The sequence below is a fragment of the Novosphingobium malaysiense genome (assembly GCF_000802225.1).
In the GTDB taxonomy this organism is placed as follows: domain Bacteria; phylum Pseudomonadota; class Alphaproteobacteria; order Sphingomonadales; family Sphingomonadaceae; genus Novosphingobium; species Novosphingobium malaysiense.
In genome coordinates this window covers 17,139-35,449 of record NZ_JTDI01000007.1, presented here as the reverse complement: position 1 = coordinate 35,449, position 18,311 = coordinate 17,139, and the positions used below count along the sequence as shown (strand labels likewise).

Sequence of the window (18,311 nt, the reverse complement as noted above, 5' to 3'; positions counted from 1 at the left end):
GTATCCCCTGAAGCCTAAGATCGGTCCCCATATGGGTCGGCAATGCCCAGAATCGCAAGAGCCTTTGTTTCGAGCGCTTCCATGGCATCCGCATCGGCATCGGAAATCTCGTGATCGTGCCCGGCCAGATGGAGTAGTCCATGGACCACCAGATGACTGGCATGATCCTGAACCGAAACGCCTTTTTCTGCGGCTTCCCGGGCGCAGGTCTCATGGGCGAGAGCGATATCGCCGAGCATTTCCGGAGGACCTTCGGAGGCGAGTTCGAGCAGATCCTCGCGCTCCAGCATCGGAAAAGAAAGGACATTGGTCGGCTTGTCCTTCGCCCGCCACTCGCGGTTGAGCGTGTGAACCTCTTCGTCGGACGTGAACAGTACGCTGGCGATCAGGCGTCCGTTGCCGATTTCGGGCGCAACCTGCTCCAGCGCTTCAAGCGCGCGTTCGGCAAGGTCAGCCCAGTCGGTATCGCCGGGCCAGGGGGCTTCGATGTCGATTTCGAGATCCATGGCTCTGCTCTATCTTCGCGGCTGGATTAAGAGAAGCGGGCCCCCCGCCTTCGCGGAGATGACGGGACCTTGCTTGGCCTGCCCGTTTGCGCCCCGAAATTCACGCCATCAGTCGGGCTTCAGCGCTTCCTCGATGTCGGCAGCCCATTTCTCGACGAGCATTTCGATTTCGTCCGGGTTGAGAACCCACGTCCGGGTCTTCTGGCCGGGGCGGAACGCAGGCCGGGTCAACAGGATGCGCGCCTGTGCCTTGGCGAAGGGCTTGAAGAGGGAGAAGTGCGTGACGCAGTCGAAGATCGTGCCGATGATCGGTGTCTTGCCGTCCAGATCGATCAGTGTCGCCGGCTGATCCCAGGGAATGTTCATCATGCAGCGGGCCTATCGTGCCATGCTCCCGATTGAAAGCTTCAACCCGGAAAACGCCGGCATCCCGCCCGTCGGGGAGCCTACTCGGTCGGCCCCTCGTAGGCCTCGACGATCCGCCCCACGATCGGGTGGCGCACCACGTCGGCGGCAGTGAAGCGGGTGACCGCGATGCCTTCCACGCCCTCCAGACGGCCCACGGCGTCGGCAAGGCCGGACATGCGGTCGCCGCCGGGGATGTCGACCTGCCGCGGGTCGCCGCAGATCACCATGCGGGAGTTCTGGCCGAAGCGGGTGAGGAACATCTTCATCTGCTCGCGCGTGGTGTTCTGCGCCTCGTCGAGGATGACGAAGGCATCGGCGAGCGTGCGGCCGCGCATGAAGGCGATCGGGGCAATCTCGATCTCGCCGCTGGCGATGCGGCGTTCCACCTGTTCGGGCGGCATGCAGTCGTAGAGCGCGTCGTAGAGCGGCCGCAGGTAGGGATCGACCTTGTCCTTCATGTCGCCGGGCAGGAAGCCCAGCTTCTCGCCCGCTTCCACCGCCGGGCGCGACAGGATCAGGCGCTGGACCGAACCGGTCATCAGCTGGCTCACCGCCTGTGCGACGGCGAGATAAGTCTTGCCGGTACCCGCCGGGCCGAGCGCGAAGATGACGTCCGACTTTGCCAATGCGCGCATGTATTCGATCTGCGTCGCCGAGCGCGGCACGATCGTTTTCTTGCGCGTGCGGATCATGATCGGCGGCGCGCCTTCGTCGCCGGCGATGATGCCTTCTAGGGTGGGTTCGGATGACATGGCGATCAGCGATTCGATGGCGCCCGAGTCGAGATCCTGTCCCTGTTCGAGGCGGTGATACATGCCCTTCAGCGTATCGCGCGCGCGGGCGACGGCGTCTTCGGGGCCTTCGATCTGGATGCGGTTGCCGCGGGCGGCGATGTAGACGCCCAGCCGGTTTTCCACTTGTACGAGATTGGCGTCGAACTGGCCGAAAAAGGCCCCCAGCAACGTCGGTTCGTCGAACTCGATCTCGACACGCGCCCTACGATGTGTCTCGGGGCGGAACTGCGCCGGATCAACGGCACGAGCTGCTTTGCGGGCCATGCGCTCCTTTCGAACGAAGCAATTGTTCCTGAGTCGAAAGATAGGGCGGGAATTGGCCCGCGCAAGTCATGCTGCGCTGCAGTGCAGTGGATAAGTGGTGCTTTTCGTGCGGCGCCATTTTTGTTGCAGATTGCCGACAGGCGGGAGTAGCGTTCCAACATGAAGCCAAAGCTGTTCATCGCCGCCTTCCTGGCCACCGTCCTTGTCTCCGGCACTCTGGCCGGCTGCAAGAAGGAAAAGTCCACAAGCGAACCTGCAGGCGCCCCCACGAGCGAAGCTACCGGAGAAGCTTCGGCACAGCCGGAGGAAGCGGTCGTGCAGGATAGCGCGGCCAGTTGGATCGCATCCAATTACAAGGACATGGGCAAGCTGCTCTATGCCACTGCCGATACCGATCTCGACGGCGATGGAACGCCCGAAGTGCTGGCTTATGTGGGTGGGCCGATGATGTGCGGTACGGGTGGTTGCAATCTGGTGGTGCTCAAGCGCGAGGGCGGCGACTTGCGCAAGGTCAGCGAGCTCAGCGTCGTGCAGTTGCCGGTGGGCGTGCTCGACAGCAAGAGCAATGGCTGGCGCGACCTTGCGGTGACGATCGCCGGCGGCGGCGTGGCGGAGCACGCGGTGCGCCTGCAATACGACGGCAAGGGCTATCCTCGCAATCCGACAGTCGCGCCGGCGCAGGAGACCGACTCGCTCGGGACCGTGCTGATCCCGGCCGAGCCGCTCAAGCCCGTCGAATAGCCGCGTTCAGGCGGCAGCGGTTTCGAGAAGGCGTGCGGAAATCGAATTGGGGCCCGCTTCGGCCAGTTCCACGCGGAGCAGATCGCCGATCCGGGCCTCTCCGGTAAAGTGTACCGATTGCAGCCAGGGTGACTTGCCCAGCCACTGGCCGGGATGCTTGCCCTTGCGCTCCACCAGAACGTCGCAGGTCCTGCCGACCGAAGCCTCGTTGAAGGCCAGCTGGTCGCGGTTGAGCGCGGCCTGGAGCCGCTGCAGGCGTTCATCCATCACGGCGGCGGCAATCTGGTCGTCCATCGTCGCGGCGGGCGTGCCGGGGCGCGGCGAGTACTTGAAGCTGAAGCACTGGGCATAGCCCACCGCATCGACGAGCCCCAGCGTATCCTCGAACTCGGCGTCGGTCTCGCCGGGGAAGCCGACGATGAAGTCGCCCGAAAGCGCGATGTCAGGCCGGACGGCACGGACCTGTTCGAGGATGCGCAGGTAGCTGTCGACCGTATGGCTGCGGTTCATCGCCTTGAGCACGCGGTCGTTGCCCGCCTGCACCGGCAAGTGAAGGAAGGGCATCAGCTTGGCGATCTCGCCATGCGCCGCGATCAGCCCCTCGGTCATGTCGTTCGGGTGGCTGGTGGTGTAGCGGATGCGGGCGAGATCGGGGATCTCCGCCAGCTCGCGGATCAGGCCGTCGAGGCCCACCGGCTGGCCCTTGGCATTCTCGCCGGTCCAGGCGTTGACGTTCTGGCCGAGCAGCGTGATCTCGCGCGCGCCGCCATCGACGAGCCGCTTGGCCTCTTCGACCAGATCGGCGTGCGGGCGCGAGACTTCGGCGCCGCGGGTATAGGGCACCACGCAATAGGTGCAGAACTTGTCGCAGCCTTCCTGCACGGTGAGGAATGCGGTCGGACCCGAACGGCGGCGCTTTGGCAGCGCGTCGAACTTGGTCTCGGCCGGCATGTCGGTGTCGGTCACGCGTTTGCCAGAGGTGGCTTCGCGCAGCATGTCGGGCAGGCGGTGGTAGGCCTGCGGGCCGACGACCATCTTCACTGCCGGCGCGCGCGCCATGATTTCCTCGCCCTCGGCCTGTGCGACGCAGCCGGCAACGGCGATCAGCGGGCTGGAGCCGTCATCGCCATCCCAGTCCTTCACGATCCGGCCGATGTCGGAATAGACTTTCTCGGCGGCCTTTTCGCGGATGTGGCAGGTGTTGAGCACGACGAGATCGGCCTGCTCGCCTTCGGGGGCAGGGGTGATGCCCTGTTCGGCCAGCAATTCGGCCATGCGATCACCGTCATAGACGTTCATCTGGCAGCCGAAGCTCTTGACCCGGTAGGTCTTGGGATTCTGGGTAGGACGCATCGCGCGCCCGTACACGCGTTTGCAGCGGTTTTGAAGGGGTGAGCGCGGCGTTGCCTGGACGGCGGACCTGGCTGACCCAGGGGGGTTATGGTCTGGCAGGCGTAAACACTCGCTACGGCAGTCGTCCCACGTTTGCACAGCTGCCGTTTCCGCGTTGCCGACCGTCAGGCAGAGGCGTAAGTTAACGGTCAGGTGGCACCCCTGGATGCAACCGACCGGGTCGCACTTGCGTTGTTGTAGTTCGACAGACGTGATGGAGGAGGCGACACATGGCCAGTCAATGCATAGCTTTTCGCGATTCAAAGGGCGTACTGCACGCCACCTTGGAGAAAGCGACTCTCGAAGACCTCGCCGGCGTTCTCGGACGTGTCGGTGAAGAGGGCGGCATGACCGCCGGAGTCGCCAAGCTCATTCTGGAAAAGCGCGCGGAGATCGAACGGATCTTTGCCGAACATGACGACCTGGTTCGTCCCACGCCAGAAGGTGGCACGGTGGAGCGCCTGCACGTCATCTGAGTGAGGGCGTCGTGGCCGGCGGTCCGCACCGGAAGGTTCGGAGCGCATTCCCGACGCGAGTGCAAACGGGCAATAACGCCCCGGACGTCCGTCCAGGACCGCCGGCGGCAGTCGCTTAAGCCGCGGCCTTGATTTCGACCAGCGTCAGACCGAAGTGCAGATCTTCGCCCGCCAGCGGGTGATTGCCATCCGCCGTAACGGCTTCCTCGCCGACTTCGGTAATCACGAGATCGATCGTAGACCCATCCTGCTGGCGAGCCGACAGCCCCATGCCCGGCTGCGGATCGGCTTCCTGGGGCAGATTTGCGCGCGGAATCTGGATGACCATCTCTTCGCGCCGCGGACCGAACGCATCGGCAGCCGTGACCGTTACCGTCTGCTCGGCGCCGACTTCCATACCGTCAAGCGCGGCCTCGATCTGCGGAAACACCTGCGCACCGCCGATAGTGACGGTCTGCGGGCCGTCCTTTTCGGTATTGCCGACGACGCGGCCATCGTCCGTGCGCACCACGAAATCGATCAGCACGGTGTCACCGTTCTTTGCGGTCTGCATAAATATTCCTTCGGGTAAATTCGTTCCGACGCGCATCGCGCCGCTCGTTCGGCGCCTGCAAAGGCCCCGGCGTCCCTTAACTGTCGCAATTCGAGGCCGCACAGTCAAATTGCGCGCGTCCCGAGCGGCGCGCGGCCTCGCTCGCGAATATCCCCGCGTGAAAAGTTTCCCATACAACTGAGGATCATGTCCGCGCGCGGCGTCCCGGTGGGACGGCTGCCGCACCGGGACGGAGGAAGACCGCCTAACCCGCAGCGACAGGCGAAGCACAGAGGCAGGGAGTAGCCATGAAACGTCCCTCAACACCGGAAATCCGGCCGGATGCCCGCGAATCAAGAGCAGGACCCGGGCTTCGCACGCTCGCTCCTGTGGCCATGCCTATGGCGCTGGGGCTTGTGCTGCTGGTGGTACCGGCGCACCGGGTCGAGGCGGTGCCGGCCTTCGCCGAGCAGACCGGCCTGTCTTGCCAGGCATGCCACGTCGGCGGCTTCGGACCGCAGCTCACCCCATTCGGGCGCGAGTTCAAGCTCAATGGCTATACGATGCGCACGAAGGCATTCAACGTACCGCTTTCGGCAATGGCAGTCGGCTCCTTCACCCACACCCGGAAGGACCAGGTCCCGGCGCCCGACGGGCTGGACCGGAACGACAATCTGGCCTTCGACGAGGGCAGCGTCTTTCTGGCAGGCGGTGTCGGCAAGCATTTCGGCGGCTTCGCGCAGATCACCTACGATGGGGTGGAAAAAGCCTGGGCGTGGGACAACCTGGACCTGAGAGCAGTGGCGAGAGGCAAGCTGTTCGGCGCGGATACCGTCTTCGGCCTGACGCTCAACAACTCGCCGACGGTCCAGGACGCGTGGAATACGACACCGGCCTGGGGCTATCCGTATACCGATACTGCAGTCTCGGGCACGCCGGGCGCCGCGCCGCTGATCGACGATGCCCTGGCGCAGAATACCCTGGGCCTCAGTGCCTATGCCTGGGTAGGGCAGAAGATCTATGCCGAGGCGGGCGCCTACACCAGCCCGGCCGCCGGAACGCTGGACTGGCTCGGCGCGGATCCCGGCGATCCCGGCGACATTCACGGCCTTGCCCCCTATGGCCGCCTCGCCTGGCAGCACCAGGTGGGCGGCGGGACCCTGCAGGCAGGGGCCTTCGCGCTGAAGGCTGCGATCAATCCCGGCCGGGACAGGAGCTCCGGCCTGCACGATCGCTACACGGATCTGGGCCTCGATGCCTCATGGCAGAAGGCGCTGTCTTCCGGAAACACCCTCTCGACGCAGCTGCGCTACGTGCATGAATCGAGCACCCTGCGGGCAAGCTGCGCCCTGGCGTTGATCGGCGATGGCTCGAGCTCGGAATGCGCGCACGGTCACCTCAACGAGTGGCGGGGCGACATCGGCTATACCTGGCACAACCGGATCGGGACCACTCTTGCTGCGTTCGCGATCTCGGGCAGCCGGAATGCCGATCTTTATGGCGGCAACGGCAGGCCCGACAGCAATGGCGTGATGGCGCAAGTCGACTACACGCCTTGGGGAGGAAGCGATTCTCCGCTCGGTCCCCGCGTCAACATGCGGGTCGGACTGCAGTACACCGCCTACGGCAAATTCGACGGATCGCGTCACAACTATGACAACGCCGGTGCCAACGCATCCGACAACAACGCCCTGAGGCTCTTTACATGGCTTGCATTCTGAAGGGCCTGCGCCCGATCGCGCTCACGGCTGCTCTACTCGGCAGTGTGCCGGCCATGGCCGGCGATGTTTCCGGTGGCGCGAAGGTATTCCAGGCCCAATGCGCGATCTGCCATCGCAGCACCCGGGACGCGGCCCCGTCGGTGGGGCCGGATCTCTACGGCGTCGTGGGCCGAAAAGCGGGGACGCTGCAGGGCTATTCCTTTTCAGCTGCGATGAAGCATTCCAGGCTGACGTGGACGCCGGACGAACTGCGACGCTACCTCGAAAATCCGGGCAAGGTCGTGCCGGGCAACAAGATGCCCTACGCCGGGGAGCACGATCCGGCGAAGCTCGATGCCCTGCTCTCCTTTCTCAAGACGCTGAAGTAGGCGGGGCCTGTTCCCCTTTCCCCACACATGGGCTATCCGCGCGCCCATGAACGAGATCCAGACGCTTTACGCCGCCTTTGCAGGCCACCTTTCCGCCGCGCTCGATGCGCTGGAAGCAGCAGGTACGCTGCCGGGCGGCCTGAAGCGAGGCGCGGTCACGGTCGAACCGCCGCGCGATCCCAGCCATGGCGATCTGGCGACAAATGCGGCGATGGTGCTGGCCAAGCCCGCCGGCATGAAACCGCGCGATCTGGCCGAGGCGCTGGTTGCCGAACTGATCAAGATCGAGGACGTTACTTCCGCCGAGATCGCCGGGCCGGGCTTCATCAACATGCGGCTTGCGCCTTCGGCCTGGTTGGCCGAACTGCGCGCGATTGCCGCGCTCGGTGCCGACTACGGCCGCTCCGACATGGGCGGCGGCAAGACGGTGAATGTCGAGTACGTCTCCGCCAACCCCACCGGGCCGATGCATATGGGCCACTGCCGCGGCGCGGTCGTCGGCGATGCGCTGGCGACGCTGCTCGAATATGCCGGGCACAAGGTCACCCGCGAATACTACGTCAACGATGCCGGTGCGCAGGTGCAGGTGCTCGCCCGCTCGGTCCACCTGCGCTACCGCGAGGCGCTGGGCGAGGACATCGGCGCCATCCCTGAAGGCCTCTATCCCGGCGACTATCTCGTTCCGGTCGGCAAGGCACTCGCCGAGGAATTCGGCGACACATACGCCAAGGCACCCGAATCGGAATGGCTGGTGCTGTTCCGCGACAAGGCGGTCGCGGCGATGATGGACATGATCCGCGCTGACCTCGCGCTGCTGGGCATCGAGCACGAGGTGTTCTCGTCCGAAGCCGAACTGCAGGCCTCCGGCAAGCCCGACGAGGCCGAGGCGTGGCTGCGCTCGAAGGGCCTCGTCTACGACGGCGTGCTCGAAGCGCCCAAGGGCAAGACGCCCGAGGACTGGGAGCCGGTGGAACTGCCGCTGTTCAAGTCGACCCAGTTCGGCGACGATCAGGATCGCCCGATCAAGAAGAGCGACGGCACCTGGACCTACTTCGGCGCCGACCTCGCCTATCACTACCAGAAGGCGCAGGAAGCCGATGCGCTGGTCGACATCTGGGGCGCGGACCACGCAGGCACCGTGAAGCGGATCAAGGCGGCCGTTGCAGCGATGACCGGCGTCGATGGCGAACCCACGCCTTTCGAGGTCAAGCTGGTGCAGATGGTTCAGCTCCTCAAGGGCGGCCAGCCGTTCAAGATGTCCAAGCGCGCGGGCAATTTCGTGACGCTGGCTGATGTCGTCGAGATGGTCGGCAAGGACGTGGTGCGTTTCACCATGCTCACCCGCAAGCCCGACGCGCAGATGGACTTCGACTTCGACAAGGTGGTCGAGGCGAGCAAGGACAATCCGGTCTTCTACGTCCAGTACTGTCACGCCCGTGTCTGTTCGACGCTGCGCAAGGCGGCGGCGGAAGGGTTTGCCCCCTCCGATGCACACCTCGACCTGCTGGGCGAGGAAGAGCTGGACCTGATCAAGCTGGCCGCGCAGTTCCCGCGTGTCATCGAAGCCGCCGCCGCCGCGCGCGAGCCGCATCGCATGGCTTTCTTCCTCCACGATCTCGCTGCCGCCTTCCACGGCTACTGGAATCTGGGCAATGATCGCGTCGAAAAGCGGTTTATTAACCATGAGGACGGTACACTCACGGGTGCGCGGCTTTTCCTGGCCGTGCAAATCGGTCAACTTGTCCGCAACGGGCTGGCCCTGCTCGGCGTCGAGGCGGTGGAGGAAATGTAGATTATGGCGATCTTGGACACTGGGCGGGAAGGGAGCCACGAGGATCCCGAATTCGCGGGCCAGGAGCGCCCCGAGGGCGAGCCGCAGGAACTCTCCGGCGAGGCGCCTGCGAAATTCGAACAGACGCAGCAGCTCGAACTCGGTGACGAGGACGTTCGCCTGCCCTGGCTGGAAGGCGACGACGACGAGTTCGAGGACCAGGACGGCCCCGGCATCGGGCAGGGCCTGCTGCTGGTGCTGCTGGGCCTTGTCGCCATCGGTGCGATTGTCGGCGGATTGTTCTGGGTGCTGGGCAAGAATTCGGACGAAGCGCTCGTCGCCGATGGCGGCGTGATTTCCGCACCGAAGGAGCCCTACAAGACCAAACCGGAAAATCCCGGCGGCGAGGTCGTCGACGGCACTGGAGACACCAGCTTCGCCGTCGCCGAAGGCCAGTCGCGTCCGCCCCAGATCGAGGAAAAGGACGAAGGGCCCAAGCCGGGTTTCGATTCCGTCGGCAAGTCTGCGGCGCAGCCCTCCGAGCCGGCCGAACCCGCGGGTGTTGGGGTGCAGGTGGGCGCCTACATGTCGAAGGATTCGGCCGAAGCCGGCTGGAACGCGCTCAAGTCGCAATATCCGCCGCTGGCCGAGATGTCGCATCGCGTGATCAAGGGGCAGGCCGACATCGGCACGGTCTATCGTCTTCAGGCGGTTCCCGGCGGGCTCTCCGCGGCCCGTTCGTTGTGCCAGGGGATGAAGGACGCAGGACTGGCCTGTCAGGTCAAGGACTGAGCCCCAGAACCCGACCGGCGCGGCAGCAGCGCTGCGCGGCTGCAGTTTTGCACACCTGAGACGGCCGTTTTCTTGCGAATTCCGCGCATTTCTGCGACGAAATTGCGATGGTACCGGCGATTTTCGGCCTTTCCGGCCTGACTTTATCGGACGAGGAGCGCGCGTTCTTCCGCGATTCCGATCCGGCGGGCTATATCCTTTTCGGCCGCAACGTCGAAAGCCGCGAGCAAATCCGTGCACTGGTGGACGACCTGAAGGCCATCCATGGTCGTGAACGGCTCTACGTCTGCATCGATCAGGAAGGCGGACGCGTCGCGCGGATGAAGCCTCCCGTGTGGCCGTCCTATCCGGCCGGAGAGGCCTTCGACAGGCTTTACGACACCGCCCCGGCATCCGCTATCGAGGCGGCGCGTGCCAATGCCGAGGCGCTCGGGCTCGATCTTGCCGACGCGGGCATCACGGCAGACTGCTATCCGTCGCTCGACGTACGTCGGCCCGGGGCACACGACGTGATCGGCGACCGGGCCTTCGGCGCCGAACCCATGCGGGTCGCCGCGCTTGGGCGCGCCGCGCTGGCCGGCCTGGCGCGCGCTGGCGTTGTCGGCTGCATCAAGCACATGCCCGGCCACGGCCGCGCGATGGCGGACAGTCACAAGGAACTGCCCACGGTCGCAGCGAGCGAGGAAGAGCTGGACACCGACCTGCAGCCATTTCGTGCGCTTGCCGATGCGCCGGTCGGAATGACTGCCCATGTCCGCTACACGGCCTGGGACAAGGATCTGCCGGGTACGCTCTCGCCCTTCGTCATCGGCGAGATCATTCGCAAGCGCATCGGCTTCGGTGGGCTGCTGCTCACCGACGATCTCGACATGGAAGCGCTCGACGGGACCGTGCCCGAGCGCGCCGAGCGCGCCGTTGCCGCCGGGTGCGACATCGCGCTCAACTGCTGGGCGAAGATGGACGACATGGTGGGAATCGCCTCGCGGCTTCCCGTCATGTCCGATGAAACGGCGCAACGGCTGCATCGCGCGCTGCAATCTACTGGCGGAGCGGACACTGCCGGCGATCATGCCGAGCTTGTTGCCCGTCGCGATGCCCTGCTGGCGCAAGCGGTGGCTTGAGGGATGGACTACGGCGGACTTCCCGAAACGTCCGGAAATCCGCTCGATGCGGCCGAAGACGATTGGGATGGTGCTGCCGCGGCAGAGACACGCAAGGAAGCGCTCTACCTCGAGATCGACGGTTGGGAGGGACCGCTGGACCTGCTGCTCGACCTGGCGCGCAGGCAGAAGGTCGACCTTCGCACGATCTCGATCCTCGAACTGGTGGATCAGTACCTCACCTATATCGAGCAGGCCGAGGCATTACGGCTGGAACTGGCCGCAGATTACCTCGTGATGGCGGCGTGGCTGGCCTACCTCAAGTCGGCACTGCTGCTGCCCAAGGACGAGCAGGAAGACCCGAGCCCCGAGGAACTGGCCCTGCGCCTGCAACTACGCCTCCAGCGGCTCGGCGCCATGCGCGAGGCTGCCGCGCGGCTTATGGGGCGCGATCGCCTCGGTCGCGACGTGTTCCAGCGCGGCGCGGCGGAGGGGCTGCGAGTCGACCGCAAGAACCGCTGGCAATGCGAGTGGTTCGATCTCATCCGCGCCTATGGCGATGTGAAGATCCGCAACGAGCCGGTCGTCCACATGGTGCGCGAGCGCATGGTGATGACGCTCGACAGCGCAATCCAGCGGGTCTCCTCGATGCTCGGCGTCGCGATCGACTGGATGGACCTGCGCGATTTCCTGCCTCCCGCGCACGATAGCTGGGCCAATCCGCAATTGCGCCGCTCGGCACTGGCGTCCAGCTTCGTCGCGGTGCTGGAACTGGCGCGAACCGGCAAGGCCGAGATAGCGCAGGACGAGACTTTCGGACCGCTGCGCCTCAAGGCGGCCAAGCCGTGACGTCCGATAACCGTCCTTCGACAAGCTCAGGACGAGCGGAAGAATGCGTTGGTCCAGGCACCGCTCAGGCTGAGCCTGTCGAAGCCCCGGACGATCTGGTCCGTGCAGTAGAGGCCACGCTGTTCGCTGCCGAGCAGCCGATGACGGTGGACCAGATCTCGACCCATCTCGGGCAGGCCGATGTGCGCCCGGCGCTGGCAGAGTTGCAGCAGCACTATGCGCAGCGCGGTATCCGTCTCGTCGAGCGGGGCAAGCGCTGGCATTTCGAGACAGCGCCAGATCTTGCCCACCTGCTGCGCCGTGAGAAGGAAGAACTGCGCCGGCTGTCCCGCGCCGCTACCGAAGTCCTGGCCATCGTCGCCTACCACGAGCCCGTCAGCCGCGCCGAGATCGAGGCGATTCGCGGCGTGCAGACCGCCAAGGGCACGCTCGACGTGCTGATGGAAGCCGGCTGGGTGCGCGTTGCCGGCCGTCGCGAAGTGCCCGGCCGCCCGGTCATCTACGCGACCACGCCCGAATTCCTGGCGCATTTCGGGCTCAAGTCGTTGAAGGAACTGCCAGGAATCGACGAATTGAGAGCGGCAGGTCTTCTCGATCCGGTCGATGACGAGATGATAGAATCGGCGCTCAGTCCCGGAAATCCGCCGGATCAGGAAGAAGATGACGGCGATGCGACTGGACTGGGTCACAACGATGACGGACTGGCAAGTTAGCCGCAAAGCTCCTAAATGGGCCGCGTAGCGTCTGGAATCGGCGCACCGAATTTGGAGTATTAGGTATGGGTAGCTTCTCGATATGGCACTGGTTGATCGTTCTGGTGATCGTCCTCGTGCTGTTCGGACGCGGCCGCGTGTCGGAAATCATGGGTGACTTCGGCAAGGGCATCAAGAGCTTCAAGGAAGGCATGAACGAGGACGAGAAGAAGGCCTCGGAAAAGGACACCACTCCGCCCGCGCAGATCACCTCGCAGCAGCAGCAGGGCGATCCCAGCCCGACGCCCAGCGAGACCAAGAACGGTCAGGCCTGAGCCTGACGCTGGACAGGGCAAGGTCGCACACCGGCGATGTTTGACATCGGCGCCTCCGAACTCCTGATGGTCGTCATCGTGGCGGTCGTCGTCATCGGCCCCAAGGACATGCCGCTGGCGATGCGCACGGCTGGCCGCTGGATCGGCAAGATGCGCAAGATTTCCGGCCATTTCCGCGCGGGTATCGACGCCATGGTGCGCGAGGCCGAACTGGAGGAAATGGAGAAGAAGTGGCGCGAGCAGAACGAGGCGATCATGAAATCGACCCCGCAGCTTCCCACCGCCGAGGACATGCAGGCGCCGACCACGCCGAAGCCCAGTGACGCCGAGGCTTCACCGGATGCCACCCCGGAAATGGAGCCATCGGATCGGAAGCAAAAGCCGTCCGGTGATCCGGAACAGGCGGAATTCAACCTTCCGCCTCCGCCGCCCTGATCGGTCCCGCCATGGCATTTCGCATTCCCGACATCGATGAATCGCAAGCTCCGCTGCTCGATCACCTGATCGAACTGCGCACGCGCCTGCTGCGCGCCTTCCTGGCCTTCGCTGTGGCCTTCGGCGTGTGCTTCTACTTCGCCAGCGATATCTTCGGCTTCCTGGTCCGCCCCCTGACCCATGCCTTTCCCGCAGGGCAGGGGAAGCTGATCTACACCAAGCTCTACGAAGCGTTCTTCGTCGAAGTGAAAGTCGCGCTTTTCGCCGCCTTCTTCGTCAGCTTCCCGGTGATCGCCAACCAGATCTGGGCTTTCGTCGCACCCGGGCTCTATGCCAAGGAGAAGAAGGCGTTCCTGCCCTTCCTGGTTGCCACGCCGGTTCTCTTCACCATGGGCGCCGCGCTTGCCTACTACGTGGTCATGCCCACGGCCTTCCATTTCTTCCTGGGATTTCAGGGTGACAAGGGCGGTCTCAAACTGGAAGCCCTGCCCGGCACCGGCGACTACCTTTCGCTGGTCATGCAGTTCATTCTCGCTTTCGGCATCAGTTTTCTCTTGCCCGTGCTGCTGATGCTGCTCAATCGCGCAGGGATCGTAACGCGCGACCAGGTCGCCGGCGCGCGCCGCTATGCCATCGTCGGAATCTTCGTGATCGCGGCCATCGCGACGCCGCCCGACGTGATTTCGCAGCTCATGCTGGCATTGCCGCTTATGGCCCTGTTCGAAGGCACGCTATTGGTCATGCTCTTCACCGAACGCCGCGACGCGCGCGAGAAGGCTGCCGAGGAAAAGGCCGCGAGCGCGACAGCCGAGTGATCGGATAGGGACAGGTCACAGCCACGGCGTGAGGGCGCCCCGCTCCGCTACCGTCCCTCGGGTACAAACTCTTCCCCGGTCCGATCCATGGCTACCGACCACGCCTGTTGGCCTCCAATCCATGTTTCCAGAACCCGGGTGTTACGGATCTGCTGGGGCGTTGCCAGCGTCGGGTCGGTGTCGACGAAGAGAAAATCGGCGTCGTAGCCTTTGGCGATGCGGCCGAGACGATCCTCGGCGAACATCGCGTAGGCTGCACCGGTGGTATAGGCGTTGAGCGCGGCTTCGCGGCTGATGATTTCCCGCGGTTGCCATCCTCCGACTGGCTCGCCGTCGGCGTCCTGCCGGGTTATGGCGACGGCAATACCCTCGAAAGGATTTGCGGGTTCGACCGGAGTGTCGGATCCGAAAGCCAGCGTCGCGCCGGCCCCTGCCAGCGATTTCCAGGCATAGGCACCGGCGAGCCGGTCCGGACCCAGTCGCTGTTCGGCCATCACGCGGTCGGAGGCCTCATGCTGCGGCTGCATCGAGGCGATCACGCCATGTTCGCCGAACCGCGGGATATCGGCGGGATCGACGATCTGGGCATGTTCGATACGCCAGCGGCGGTCCCCCTTGTAGGTGGCGGACAGCTCGTCGATGGTGTCGAGAACGGTGGCATTGGCCTCGTCGCCGATGGCGTGGACGGCAACCTGAAAATTGTCGATCGCGGCCCGGCTCATCAGGTTGCCGAGCTGCGTCTCGTTCATCTGCGGCAGACCATCGCTCGCCGGAGCGTCGGCATAAGGCGCCTTGAGCCAGGCGCCGCGCGATCCCAATGCGCCGTCGAGGTAAAGCTTCAGCCCATTCATCTTGAGCCGGTCGCCATAGAGCCATGGCGTCGGCCGCGGACCGCCGATCAGGCGCATGTCGTCGACGCCCGCGGCATAGGACACGATGCGCACGCGCAAATGACCCAGATCGCCGGAGCGGCGGAACGCCTGCCAGTCCTCTATCGTGGTCCCCATGTCGGCAACGGCGGTGACGCCTTGTGCCAGAAGGGCGAGTTGTGCCTCGCCGAGCGCGGTGTCGCGATCTTCGGGCCTGGGCTCGGGAACCTTGCTCTCGATCAGTGTGGTCGCGGCATCGATGAACACGCCGGCGGGCGCCTTGCTCCCGGAGACGCGCACGATTTCTCCGCCCGCAGGATCGGGCGTTGCGGCAGTGACCTCGGCGGCCTTGATAGCTGCCGTGTTCGCCCAGCCGGCGTGGCCGTCGACGCGGGCAAGCCAGGCCGGCTTGCCGCCGGTGGCCGCGTCGAGCTCGGCTGCGGTAGGCATCCTCCCCAGGCCCCACTTCACCTGATTCCAGCCGCTGCCGAGAATCCACGGTGCATCGGGGTGGGCGGCGGTCCAGGCGGCGATGCGCGAAAGCGCTTCGTCGAGCGAACTGGTCATCGACAGGTCGAGCGTCATGCGCGCGAAACCCGTCGCCATAACGTGGCCGTGAGCGTCGATCATGCCGGGAACGACGATGCGGCCCTTGCCATCGAGCCTGTAGTCCACCCGTTGCGGGCGCTTGTCGCCGGAATGGTAGACCTCAACCACGCGCCCGTCCGGCCCGATCAGGAAACCGTCGAAGCGCTCGATACCGCCCGCACCGTCTGGCGTCAGACCGTCGACGTTGTCGATCAGCGTTCCTGCGACCGGCTTTTCTTCCTCGGCGTCCTTTTTCTTCCTTGCCGCGGCGGGCAGGGCGATCAGGGTGCAGGCCAGTGCGGCAGTCAGGGCCGCCCGTTTCGTGAACTTCACTTCTTGCCCTTTTTGGGCAGCCGCTTGATGATCGCGCTGGTGTCGAGCCGGCCGCCGCCCATTGCCTGAATCTCTGCGAAGAACTGGTCTATCAGCGCCGCTACGGGCAGCGACACGCCCAGGCCGCGCCCTTCCTCGAGACTGAGGCCAAGGTCCTTGCGCATCCAGTCGATGGCGAAGCCGAAATCGAACTCGTCAGCGTCCATCGTCTTCCAGCGATTGTCCATCTGCCATGACTGCGCCGCGCCGCCGGAGATCGCTTCGTAGACTTTTTCCATGTCCAGGTGCGACGCCTGCGCGAAGCGCACGGCTTCGGCCAAGGCGGCGACATTGCCGGCGATGCAGATCTGGTTGGCCATCTTGGCGATCTGGCCCGAGCCGGCCTTGCCAACGTGGACGATGCGCTGCGAATAGGCCTCCATCACCGGGCGCGCCGCCTCGATGGCATCCTTTCGCCCGCCGCACATCAGCGTGAGCGTGCCCCGCTCGGCGCCGATCTGCGACCCCGTCATCGGGGCATCGACGCAGTGTATCTGCAGGTCGCGCGCTTCCACCGAGATTTGCCGGGCGATGCGGGCCGATACGGTCGTGTGATCGATGAATACGCCGCCCTTCTTGAGCATGCGGAACACGCCGTTGGGGCCCAGAACGACATCGGCGAGATCGTCGTCGTTGCCAACGCAGGTGATGACTACGTCGGCATCCTGCGCCGCGTGGGCGGGATTGGCGGCAATGCGGTGGGCAAGGTCGGGATTGTCCTCGGTCCATTTCCTGGCCCGCTCGGGTGAACGGTTGTGGATCGTCAGTTCATGCCCCGCTTTTGCGATGTGCCGCGCGATTGCGCCGCCCATCACGCCGAGGCCGATCAGGGATACCTTGCGAGGTTCGCTGGTGCTCTGGCTCATGTGGCGCCTTCTACCCGCTTTTGCGCGAAAGCAAACAGCCAGAAGCGAGCCTTCCGCTGCCTTTCCCCCCAAGTTTGCTTTCAATTTACCCCAGTTTCCGGTAGGCGCGCCTGCCTATGGAACAGCCAGTGCTCAATATCGCTCCCGGGGTCGAAGACGCCCTGCTCACCGCCGACGACGTGCGCGCCGCAGCCGAGCGAATTAAGGGCGCCGTGGTGCGTACGCCCACGCAATACAGTTCCACCTTGAGCGCGATCACCGGTGCGGATGTCTGGCTCAAGTTCGAAAACCTTCAGTTCACGGCGGCTTACAAGGAACGCGGTGCGCTCAATGCGCTGTTGCAGCTCGACGAGGAGCGCAGGAATCGCGGTGTGATTGCGGCTTCGGCGGGCAATCACGCGCAGGGCCTCAGCTATCACGGCACCCGGCTCGGCGTGCCGGTGACGATCGTCATGCCCAAGACGACGCCGCTGGTGAAGGTCATGCAGACGGAGAGCGTCGGTGGCAAGGTCGTGCTGGAGGGCGAGAGCTTCGACGAGGCCTATGCCCATGCCCGCAAGCTGGAAGAGGAACTGGGCCTTACCTTCGTCCATCCCTTCGACGATCCCCATGTCGCGGCAGGGCAGGGCACTGTGGCCATCGAGATGCTGGAGGACGCGCCCGAGCTCGACACGTTGGTGCTGCCCGTCGGCGGCGGCGGTCTCGGGGCGGGCATGAGCACGGTCGCGCGCGACATCAAGCCGGATATCCATCTGGTCGGTGTCGAGGCGCAGCTCTATCCCTCGATGTACAACCTGCTGAAGGGCACGAACCTGCCGATCGGCGGGGATACCCTGGCCGAAGGCATCGCTGTCTTCGCCCCGGGCCTGTTCACGTCCAGGGTGCTCCGCGAACATCTCGACGATTTTCTGCTGGTCGGCGAATCGAAGATCGAGAGCGCGCTGGCGCTGCTGCTGCAGATCGAGAAGACGCTGGTTGAGGGTGCCGGGGCGACCGGTCTGGCCGCACTGATGGATAACCGCGATCTGTTTGCCGGTCGCAAGGTGGGCATCGTGCTGTCGGGCGGAAACATCGATACCCGGTTGCTGGCCAACGTCCTGCTGCGTGACCTGGCCCGCTCCGGTCGCCTCGCCCGTCTGCGGATCGGCCTGCAGGACCGCGCCGGCGCCCTGTTCAAGGTCGCCAAGGTGTTCCACGAGCACAATGTGAACATCATCGAGGTGTTCCACCAGCGCATCTTCACGCACTTGCCCGCCAAGGGGCTCGTCACCGAGATCGAATGCGAGGCGCGCGATCGGGACCAGCTCAATGCGCTGATCGCGGCCCTTCGCCGCGAGGGCTACGAAGTGAAGCTCGTCGAAACCGACTGATCCCGCAACCGGGCGGCAGTCCTGGCGTTGTAAGAACATGCGAGGTCATTGCGCTGCCGCAAGGCGGTCGCGGTGACGACCGGAACGCGCGGCTCGCTGCGGGCGAATGAAAGGTTGCGGCCTGCGGGTGCTCCGAATTGGCACGCCGACGTACGTTTGCAGCGCCGGCGGGCAGATTTGGCCGCACAATCATCGCGATTCGTGGTTAAAAGACTTTGAAGGTTCGGGCGTGCCGTGCATATTTGGGTCAACACA

General features: G+C 64.8%; 20 protein-coding genes. 13 read left to right on the top strand and 7 right to left on the bottom strand.

What is annotated here, in order from left to right; translation table 11 throughout:
• Positions 1-14 precede the first annotated feature (14 nt).
• The 3 genes from ybeY to LK12_RS19515 form a co-directional block, all read right to left on the bottom strand.
• Positions 15-506 (bottom strand): rRNA maturation RNase YbeY, encoded by a 492-nt coding sequence (ybeY, locus tag LK12_RS19525; protein ID WP_039288011.1) that lies wholly within the window; start codon positions 504-506, stop codon positions 15-17.
• Positions 507-614: 108 nt separating this feature from the next.
• Complete coding sequence (locus LK12_RS19520; RefSeq protein ID WP_039288009.1) at positions 615-875, bottom strand: hypothetical protein; 261 nt, start codon at positions 873-875, stop codon at positions 615-617.
• 77 nt (positions 876-952) lie between these two features.
• Entirely contained in the window at positions 953-1,972 is a 1,020-nt protein-coding gene (locus LK12_RS19515) for a PhoH family protein (RefSeq protein ID WP_039288006.1), read from the bottom strand.
• A gap of 159 nt (positions 1,973-2,131) precedes the next feature.
• Between LK12_RS19515 and LK12_RS19510 the strand changes: the two genes are divergently transcribed.
• Complete coding sequence (locus LK12_RS19510; RefSeq protein WP_039288003.1) at positions 2,132-2,713, top strand: hypothetical protein; 582 nt, start codon at positions 2,132-2,134, stop codon at positions 2,711-2,713.
• A gap of 6 nt (positions 2,714-2,719) precedes the next feature.
• On the opposite strand, the gene miaB is transcribed toward LK12_RS19510, so the two are convergent.
• Complete coding sequence (gene miaB, locus LK12_RS19505) at positions 2,720-4,066, bottom strand: tRNA (N6-isopentenyl adenosine(37)-C2)-methylthiotransferase MiaB (RefSeq protein WP_039288000.1); 1,347 nt, start codon at positions 4,064-4,066, stop codon at positions 2,720-2,722.
• A gap of 269 nt (positions 4,067-4,335) precedes the next feature.
• Between miaB and LK12_RS19500 the strand changes: the two genes are divergently transcribed.
• A complete protein-coding gene (locus tag LK12_RS19500; RefSeq protein WP_039287997.1) occupies positions 4,336-4,581 on the top strand; it encodes a hypothetical protein in 246 nt (81 codons plus the stop codon).
• Positions 4,582-4,696: 115 nt separating this feature from the next.
• On the opposite strand, the gene LK12_RS19495 is transcribed toward LK12_RS19500, so the two are convergent.
• Positions 4,697-5,134, bottom strand: coding sequence for an FKBP-type peptidyl-prolyl cis-trans isomerase (locus LK12_RS19495; RefSeq protein ID WP_039287994.1), 438 nt, complete (start codon positions 5,132-5,134; stop codon positions 4,697-4,699).
• 287 nt (positions 5,135-5,421) lie between these two features.
• On the opposite strand from LK12_RS19495, the gene LK12_RS19490 reads away from it, so the two are divergent.
• The 10 genes from LK12_RS19490 to tatC all read left to right on the top strand — a co-directional run bounded on the left by LK12_RS19490 (position 5,422) and on the right by tatC (position 13,991).
• Positions 5,422-6,834, top strand: coding sequence for a cytochrome C (locus LK12_RS19490; RefSeq protein ID WP_156135571.1), 1,413 nt, complete (start codon positions 5,422-5,424; stop codon positions 6,832-6,834).
• Positions 6,819-7,202, top strand: coding sequence for a c-type cytochrome (locus tag LK12_RS19485; RefSeq protein ID WP_052223624.1), 384 nt, complete (start codon positions 6,819-6,821; stop codon positions 7,200-7,202). The genes LK12_RS19490 and LK12_RS19485 overlap by 16 nt, the downstream gene beginning before the upstream one ends.
• A 46-nt stretch (positions 7,203-7,248) precedes the next feature.
• Positions 7,249-8,994 carry an arginine--tRNA ligase gene (gene argS / locus LK12_RS19480; protein ID WP_039287991.1) on the top strand — a complete coding sequence of 582 codons (1,746 nt, stop codon included), beginning with the start codon at positions 7,249-7,251 and terminating at the stop codon, positions 8,992-8,994.
• Between the two features lie 3 nt (positions 8,995-8,997).
• Entirely contained in the window at positions 8,998-9,765 is a 768-nt protein-coding gene (locus LK12_RS19475) for an SPOR domain-containing protein (RefSeq protein ID WP_039287989.1), read from the top strand.
• 107 nt (positions 9,766-9,872) lie between these two features.
• Positions 9,873-10,886, top strand: coding sequence for a beta-N-acetylhexosaminidase (nagZ, locus tag LK12_RS19470; RefSeq protein WP_039287987.1), 1,014 nt, complete (start codon positions 9,873-9,875; stop codon positions 10,884-10,886).
• A 3-nt stretch (positions 10,887-10,889) separates the two neighbouring features.
• Positions 10,890-11,714, top strand: coding sequence for a segregation and condensation protein A (locus LK12_RS19465; protein ID WP_039287984.1), 825 nt, complete (start codon positions 10,890-10,892; stop codon positions 11,712-11,714).
• Between the two features lie 95 nt (positions 11,715-11,809).
• Entirely contained in the window at positions 11,810-12,427 is a 618-nt protein-coding gene (gene scpB / locus LK12_RS19460; protein WP_039289506.1) for an SMC-Scp complex subunit ScpB, read from the top strand.
• Between the two features lie 65 nt (positions 12,428-12,492).
• Entirely contained in the window at positions 12,493-12,741 is a 249-nt protein-coding gene (locus tag LK12_RS19455; RefSeq protein ID WP_039287981.1) for a twin-arginine translocase TatA/TatE family subunit, read from the top strand.
• 36 nt (positions 12,742-12,777) lie between these two features.
• A complete protein-coding gene (gene tatB, locus LK12_RS19450) occupies positions 12,778-13,176 on the top strand; it encodes a Sec-independent protein translocase protein TatB (RefSeq protein ID WP_039287978.1) in 399 nt (132 codons plus the stop codon).
• An 11-nt stretch (positions 13,177-13,187) separates the two neighbouring features.
• Positions 13,188-13,991 (top strand): twin-arginine translocase subunit TatC, encoded by an 804-nt coding sequence (gene tatC / locus LK12_RS19445; RefSeq protein ID WP_039287975.1) that lies wholly within the window; start codon positions 13,188-13,190, stop codon positions 13,989-13,991.
• Between the two features lie 47 nt (positions 13,992-14,038).
• On the opposite strand, the gene LK12_RS19440 is transcribed toward tatC, so the two are convergent.
• Both LK12_RS19440 and LK12_RS19435 read right to left on the bottom strand, forming a co-directional pair.
• Positions 14,039-15,733, bottom strand: coding sequence for an amidohydrolase (locus LK12_RS19440; RefSeq protein WP_407938177.1), 1,695 nt, complete (start codon positions 15,731-15,733; stop codon positions 14,039-14,041).
• Between the two features lie 44 nt (positions 15,734-15,777).
• Complete coding sequence (locus LK12_RS19435; protein WP_039287972.1) at positions 15,778-16,686, bottom strand: NAD(P)-dependent oxidoreductase; 909 nt, start codon at positions 16,684-16,686, stop codon at positions 15,778-15,780.
• 116 nt (positions 16,687-16,802) lie between these two features.
• On the opposite strand from LK12_RS19435, the gene LK12_RS19430 reads away from it, so the two are divergent.
• Positions 16,803-18,056: a threonine ammonia-lyase gene (locus LK12_RS19430; protein WP_039287970.1), complete on the top strand. Its 1,254-nt coding sequence runs from the start codon at positions 16,803-16,805 to the stop codon at positions 18,054-18,056.
• The last annotated feature ends 255 nt before the right edge of the window (positions 18,057-18,311 follow it).

What these genes read in the sequence shown, in the direction of transcription:
- ybeY (WP_039288011.1), bottom strand. Translation starts at nt 506, where the DNA reads ATGGATCTCGAAATCGACATCGAAGCCCCCTGGCCCGGCGATACCGAC.
- LK12_RS19520 (WP_039288009.1), bottom strand. Translation starts at nt 875, where the DNA reads ATGATGAACATTCCCTGGGATCAGCCGGCGACACTGATCGATCTGGAC.
- LK12_RS19515 (WP_039288006.1), bottom strand. Translation starts at nt 1,972, where the DNA reads ATGGCCCGCAAAGCAGCTCGTGCCGTTGATCCGGCGCAGTTCCGCCCC.
- LK12_RS19510 (WP_039288003.1), top strand. Translation starts at nt 2,132, where the DNA reads ATGAAGCCAAAGCTGTTCATCGCCGCCTTCCTGGCCACCGTCCTTGTC.
- miaB (WP_039288000.1), bottom strand. Translation starts at nt 4,066, where the DNA reads ATGCGTCCTACCCAGAATCCCAAGACCTACCGGGTCAAGAGCTTCGGC.
- LK12_RS19500 (WP_039287997.1), top strand. Translation starts at nt 4,336, where the DNA reads ATGGCCAGTCAATGCATAGCTTTTCGCGATTCAAAGGGCGTACTGCAC.
- LK12_RS19495 (WP_039287994.1), bottom strand. Translation starts at nt 5,134, where the DNA reads ATGCAGACCGCAAAGAACGGTGACACCGTGCTGATCGATTTCGTGGTG.
- LK12_RS19490 (WP_156135571.1), top strand. Translation starts at nt 5,422, where the DNA reads ATGAAACGTCCCTCAACACCGGAAATCCGGCCGGATGCCCGCGAATCA.
- LK12_RS19485 (WP_052223624.1), top strand. Translation starts at nt 6,819, where the DNA reads ATGGCTTGCATTCTGAAGGGCCTGCGCCCGATCGCGCTCACGGCTGCT.
- argS (WP_039287991.1), top strand. Translation starts at nt 7,249, where the DNA reads ATGAACGAGATCCAGACGCTTTACGCCGCCTTTGCAGGCCACCTTTCC.
- LK12_RS19475 (WP_039287989.1), top strand. Translation starts at nt 8,998, where the DNA reads ATGGCGATCTTGGACACTGGGCGGGAAGGGAGCCACGAGGATCCCGAA.
- nagZ (WP_039287987.1), top strand. Translation starts at nt 9,873, where the DNA reads ATGGTACCGGCGATTTTCGGCCTTTCCGGCCTGACTTTATCGGACGAG.
- LK12_RS19465 (WP_039287984.1), top strand. Translation starts at nt 10,890, where the DNA reads ATGGACTACGGCGGACTTCCCGAAACGTCCGGAAATCCGCTCGATGCG.
- LK12_RS19455 (WP_039287981.1), top strand. Translation starts at nt 12,493, where the DNA reads ATGGGTAGCTTCTCGATATGGCACTGGTTGATCGTTCTGGTGATCGTC.
- tatB (WP_039287978.1), top strand. Translation starts at nt 12,778, where the DNA reads ATGTTTGACATCGGCGCCTCCGAACTCCTGATGGTCGTCATCGTGGCG.
- tatC (WP_039287975.1), top strand. Translation starts at nt 13,188, where the DNA reads ATGGCATTTCGCATTCCCGACATCGATGAATCGCAAGCTCCGCTGCTC.
- LK12_RS19435 (WP_039287972.1), bottom strand. Translation starts at nt 16,686, where the DNA reads ATGAGCCAGAGCACCAGCGAACCTCGCAAGGTATCCCTGATCGGCCTC.
- LK12_RS19430 (WP_039287970.1), top strand. Translation starts at nt 16,803, where the DNA reads ATGGAACAGCCAGTGCTCAATATCGCTCCCGGGGTCGAAGACGCCCTG.